This is a genomic window from Prosthecochloris sp. (assembly GCA_015482705.2).
Taxonomy (GTDB): domain Bacteria; phylum Bacteroidota; class Chlorobiia; order Chlorobiales; family Chlorobiaceae; genus Prosthecochloris.
On record JADMLA020000015.1, the window covers coordinates 1 to 5492 of the forward strand.

Annotated in this window: 5 protein-coding genes; 1 reads left to right on the plus strand and 4 read right to left on the minus strand. The window is 45.3% G+C overall.

Going from position 1 to position 5492, the window contains the following annotated elements:
- Nucleotides 1–256 (minus strand): rhodanese-like domain-containing protein (locus tag QZ209_RS02655; RefSeq protein WP_294344450.1); only part of this gene is annotated, 256 nt, incomplete at its 3' end.
- 74 nt (nt 257–330) lie between these two features.
- Between QZ209_RS02655 and QZ209_RS02660 the strand changes: the two genes are divergently transcribed.
- Nucleotides 331–462: a hypothetical protein gene (locus QZ209_RS02660; protein ID WP_294344452.1), complete on the plus strand. Its 132-nt coding sequence runs from the start codon at nt 331–333 to the stop codon at nt 460–462.
- Between the two features lie 195 nt (nt 463–657).
- Here the strand turns inward: QZ209_RS02660 and QZ209_RS02665 are convergent, their stop codons facing one another.
- From QZ209_RS02665 to QZ209_RS02675, 3 genes are all read right to left on the minus strand, one after another.
- Entirely contained in the window at nt 658–3756 is a 3099-nt protein-coding gene (locus QZ209_RS02665) for a type I restriction endonuclease subunit R (protein WP_294344454.1), read from the minus strand.
- Nucleotides 3749–4891 carry a hypothetical protein gene (locus tag QZ209_RS02670; protein ID WP_294344458.1) on the minus strand — a complete coding sequence of 381 codons (1143 nt, stop codon included), beginning with the start codon at nt 4889–4891 and terminating at the stop codon, nt 3749–3751. The genes QZ209_RS02665 and QZ209_RS02670 overlap by 8 nt, the downstream gene beginning before the upstream one ends.
- 1 nt (nt 4892) lies before the next feature.
- Nucleotides 4893–5492: restriction endonuclease subunit S (locus QZ209_RS02675; RefSeq protein WP_294344460.1), on the minus strand; the 600-nt coding region annotated here is incomplete at its 5' end.

The following is a 5492-nucleotide window of genomic DNA, read 5'->3' on the forward strand; positions in this document are numbered from 1 at the left end:
TGCGGTGTCCATGGTTGACGAGAAGGCGCGCAGCGAACAGGCTGCGATTACCCCTCCTGCAAGCGATTATCACCTTGCGTGTTGCCGGTATTTCCTCCATTCTTTGCTGGAATCCGCTGAGAGGAATCTCCATGATATCCTGAACATCGAATGACTTTCTGGCAATTTCGTGCGGTGTACGAACGTCGACAAGCAGTGCACCTTTTTTCATCATTGCATAGGCGTTTTTAGGGCTTACGTCTTTAATCCGGGCCATAAATGTATACCTGCGTTTACTTCTTCGGATTCATCAAATACTCGAGTACGTCATTCGTATGCCTTCATACAGGTATGGATATTACGAAATATCGGTTGAAAACAGTCAGTGAAAAGTTGGTTTTGGCCAAAGCAACCCTGTTATCTCTCCTCCAAAGTCATGCCGGACTTGATCCGGCATCCATAGGGACTTTCAGTGAACGATAGATCCTCGGGAAAAACCTGGGAAACAGTTGTTGCAACCATCCCTGTTGGGATGATGGCTTTTCATTTTGCGGAGAGGGAGGTGATAATTTTGGGATTTAATTGTTTGGTGGTAATGAGATTTAATGTTTTGTAAATCAAGGCATGTGTTGACGATCGATAACGATTTCATCATCTTTTTTTCGATGAGAGCTCTGACTAAACCTCGCCACCAACTCCCTTAAACTTCTCAACAAAAGCGGCTATCTTTTGGAAAACGCTCTGTTTTTTGGGGAGATATTGCGGGTTTAACGGGCTCATCCTAGGCAGAATGGTATTGAGCTCCGTGCCATTGTCACTGGCAAATTCCCGTTTTAACGAGGTGGAGATATAACGCTTTGCAGTATCTTCATTTAACCCTTCTGAACCGATTAATTCTTCTGCTTCTCGTTTTTGCGCTACCTGGGCAAAGGTAAAAAAGGCATCGATCACATTGGCTTTGTCACCAATCCGGTCAAGGTCGGTTTGATGAATAAAATCAACGATTAGGCTTTCTTTGGCGCGGTTACCAAGGCTGGTGCGAATCACCCGGCGTATTTCGTCAACCAAATCTGATTTACTTTTGCTTTTCTTATTGTGCTCGAAAATCAATTCCAGGATATAGTCCAGATTGATCTCCTGGGACTTAAGCAGGTCCACTTCAAAAATCACGTCATCCCAATCAATGTCGGCCGAATCTTTTTGATCAGCAGCTTTTTGCTGACGCAACCAATCGCGAATGTCGTTGTACGTAGAGCGATAATCCTGAATTTTGCGTTCAGCAGGAATCTCTATTGCCTGCATAACTTGCAAATCTTCATCGTTTACATAATACAGGGCTTGAAATGTCTCAACCGCTTCAGGATCGGTCATATCAACATTTTGCAAGGCCTTCAGGCTGGTAAATTCATCATAGTTTTGCAGCACATTCTCAACTCGCAAATATTCGCCAAACAGTTTCACGAAAGCTTTTTTGTCGGACTCCTTCTCCATCTCATCCGGATTGGGGAAGCGCTGCAGTAATTCCGTTACTACCTCCATATAACCGCGGCGTGCTTCACCGGTTACCCTATCGGTAAAGCCTTCCATGTACTCTTTGTAGCTTTTCTCCAATACTATGTTTCGGGTGTTTTTATCACCAAAGAGAGTAATGGCATCGACCGTGGCCTGCTCTAGATTGCGAAAGGTGACAATATTACCGAAGGTCTTGGTCGCATCAAAAATTCGGTTGGTGCGAGAATAGGCTTGCAGCAGGCCGTGGTAGCGCAAATTTTTATCGACAAACAAGGTGTTCAGCGTAGGGGCATCAAAGCCGGTCAGAAACATCCCCACAACGATCAGCAAGTCGATTTCCTGGCTTTTTACGCGCTTGGCAAGGTCACGGTAGTAGTTTTGAAAGCCGTTTCTATCCACGCCGAAATTGGTTTTAAACAGCGCGTTGTAGTCTGCAATGGCCGCGGTCAAAAACTCCTTGGCGCTGCTGCTCATGGCGGACACTTCAAAGCTTTCGTCCGGAATGTCGCCTACGGCATCCTGTTCCTCATTGGTCGCAAACGAGAAGATCGTGGCCACGTTCAGCGGCTTTTCTCTTCCTTCCTGTAACTGTTTGAAGGACTCGTAATAGAGCTTGGCCGCATCCACGCTGCTCACGGCAAACATGGCATTAAAGCCGTTCGCAGCGGTTTGCAGGCGATGTGTTTTCTGCCGGAAGTTATTCAGGATATACTGCGTGACCTCCTTGATGCGGTCAGGGTGCAGCAGGGCCTGTTTGTTTTCCGCAGCATTGAGCTTTTTCTCATCAAGCTCGCTTTCAATCGCCTTAAACTTCGGGCGAACATCGTTGTAATCCACTTTGAACTTGAGCACCTTTTCATCACGAATGGCGTCAGTGATGACATACGAATGCAGCTCGCGGCCAAACACACTTGCCGTGGTCTCCGCACCGAGGGCATTTTCCGGAAAGATTGGTGTGCCGGTAAAACCGAACTGATAAAACTTTTTGAACTTTTTCTTCAGGTTTTTCTGTGCTTCACCAAACTGACTGCGGTGTGCCTCATCAAAAATAAACACAACTTGCTTATCGTAGATCGGCAGGTCGCTTTCACCTTTCATCAGGTTATTGAGCTTCTGGATGGTAGTCACAATGATCTTATTGTCATCTTTATCCAGATTGCGTTTGAGGCCGGCGGTGCTGTCGGAGCCATTGACGCTGTCCGGCGAAAAGCGCTGGTATTCTTTCATGGTCTGGTAATCCAGGTCTTTTCGATCGACTACAAAAAACACCTTGTCAATAAACTCCGGCTCAGTAGCCAAACGCGCAGCTTTAAAACTGGTAAGGGTTTTGCCGGAGCCGGTGGTGTGCCAGATGTAGCCACCGCTTTCGGGTTTGCTCCAGTTTTTTGCTTCATGGGAGCTTTTCACCTTCCACAACATGCGTTCTGTCGCGGCAATCTGGTATGGACGCATCACCAACAGGGTATCACTGACATCAAATACCGAATAATGCAGCAGCACTTTGAGGAGGGTGTTTTTCTGGAAAAAGGTGGCAGTGAAATCTTTCAGGTCTTTAATCAGGCTGTTATCAGCCTTCGCCCAGTTCATGGTAAAATCGAAACTGTTTTTGTTGCGCTGGGTGGTATTGGCGAAATAACGGCTGTCCGTTCCGTTTGAGATGACGAACAGTTGCAGGTATTTGTACAAGGAATGCTCGCTGTTAAAGCTCTCCTTACTGTAACGGTGCACCTGATTGAAGGCTTCACGAATCGCCACGCCGCGTTTTTTCAGCTCGATCTGTACTAAGGGCAAACCGTTGATCAGGATCGTCACATCGTAGCGGTTAGCATGGGTGCCAGTTTGTTCAAACTGCCGGATTACCTGACAGGTGTTTCGTGCAATGTTTTTCTTGTCAACAAGATAGATGTTCTGGATATGCCCGTCATCGAAGACAAAGTCGTGGATATAGTCGTCATGGATTTTACGGGTCTTGTCAATGATGGTGTCACTGGGTTTATCGAGGTAGGTTTCCACAAAGCGCATCCACTCACCGTCTGAAAACTGCACCTTGTTTAACGTCTGCAGCTGCTCGCGCACGTTGGCCAACATTTTCTCAGGGGTATTCAAATCAGGCAGGTATTCATAGCCCTGGTTTTTCAGGTCACGGATAAATTCCCGTTCCAGAGCGTCTTCGCTTTGGTAGCTTTCACAGACCGTCCATTCCCGGTCGTATTTATCGAGGACGATGAAGTTCTTCGACTCTGCAATGGTTTTGTAATCAGGCATGTTGTCCATCCTCTTTCTTCTCTTGCCAATAGCCATAGTTATCGATCAAATGCTCAAGCAAGAGCTTGACGGTTTCCTTCTCTTGTGGAATTGGTTCAGCGACCGCCTCGTTCGGCAATGTAGCGTGACTTGTGAATTGAATGATGCGGTTGAAGTAAAGCTGCTTATCATCAGGCAACAACTCTGACCATCTGGGATAGCCTAAAAAACTGGCGGTTTTTTCATAAAGGTTACGCAATAGCGTAAAGTGGTATTTCTGCACCCTTTTCTCAGCAATCGCCTTTTCAAGTATTTGTTTTAAATACAAATGGTAAGAGAAGCTTTTATTGGAGTCGCCTTGCTTTGCAATTAGTGCGAACGTGCCATCTTCAAAACGCTCCAGAAGAAAACAGACCTTACTGTTCAGTTCATTGTAGAGCACGTTATAAAACAGAGGACTGTGCGTTGTGATGATAAACTTCAGGCCAGAATCGCTGGACTTGATCAACCCCGCTAAGTTGACCGCCAGCTCTATCAAGTGGTTTTCATCCAGTGAGCTAACCGGGTCATCAATGAAAACATATTCCAACTGATCAAACTGATTTGATTCCCTGTTATCGGGTTCGGGAATATTGAGAATGGTAATCACCTGATCGAGCAGCGTGTAGAAAACACTCCAGATAAAATTACTTTCTTCACCTTTGGAGATTTTCAGGTTATCCGGGCGCTCATTTTCACCGTCCTGCAGAAAAAAAGTTACCTCGGAAAAATCTTCACTGAAATAAGGTGTCAATTTATCATTGGCGTAGTGCTGAAAATACTTAACGATATTTCCATCTTGTCCGAGATCTTTAAGCAGTGTAAGCAACCAATCAGTATACGAATTGGCCTGAATTTTCAGCTTAGGCTTGGCATCCAACTCTAAATCGTTATCCCAATAGAATAAATCTTCTGTAAACGCGTTGTAATACAATATCTTATTGCGTGGCAATGGTGCTTTTTCGAGATCACCATTACCATTCCTTTTTGGAGAGATTAGCTGCTTGAACTCTCGAGAAAGGCGCGTTTTGCCCACACCATTGAATGCGTAGATTAGCTGTACCTTTTTATCGGCATCCTTTAACTGCTGAGCTATTTCCCTTAGTGTCTCACTCATCTTATGCCTCTGTCTCTGGCTTGGGGAAACTCAGCAGCAAATCGCGGTAATATTCGTACTGCTTCTGTCGCAATGCAATTTCGCGAGGCAAGCCTTCGCTGATGGAATTAGTTAGTGTATCGAACTTGTCGAGGATGGCGACAATGCGGGCTTGTTCGGCGAGCGATTTTTCGGGGTCGTCAGCAAACGGAATAGGGATATTAAAACTTTTTATGATACCTGAATTGAGATCACCTCTTGCGCCTTGCCCCAGTCCCTTAAGGTTTTCATAGTTAAAACTCACCCAATGAAAAACATATCGGTATAACGCTTTTTCGGGATCAACTTCTAAACAACAACAGTGCTGGTTAGTCGTTAAAGGTATTTTATTGATAGCCGACCGTCCTGCTGTCGCTCCCGAAATTGCAACAATAACGCAATTTGCAGGAATCCATTTGACCGCCGAATTTTCTAATGCTGAGGGCGTTATCTTAACTTCTGTGTTTTCAATGTCAGAAAACTTGACTTCTTGTGTTCTTAACCAAGGAATCGTGCCACCATCATAATATTCTGAGTTTCCCGCTGTGGGGGTTCCACCAGAGTATGATTTTATAATTATATC

Excerpts from the sequence above, each read along its gene's own strand:
- QZ209_RS02660 (WP_294344452.1), top strand. The coding sequence starts at position 331 with ATGGATATTACGAAATATCGGTTGAAAACAGTCAGTGAAAAGTTGGTT.
- QZ209_RS02665 (WP_294344454.1), bottom strand. The coding sequence starts at position 3,756 with ATGCCTGATTACAAAACCATTGCAGAGTCGAAGAACTTCATCGTCCTC.
- QZ209_RS02670 (WP_294344458.1), bottom strand. The coding sequence starts at position 4,891 with ATGAGTGAGACACTAAGGGAAATAGCTCAGCAGTTAAAGGATGCCGAT.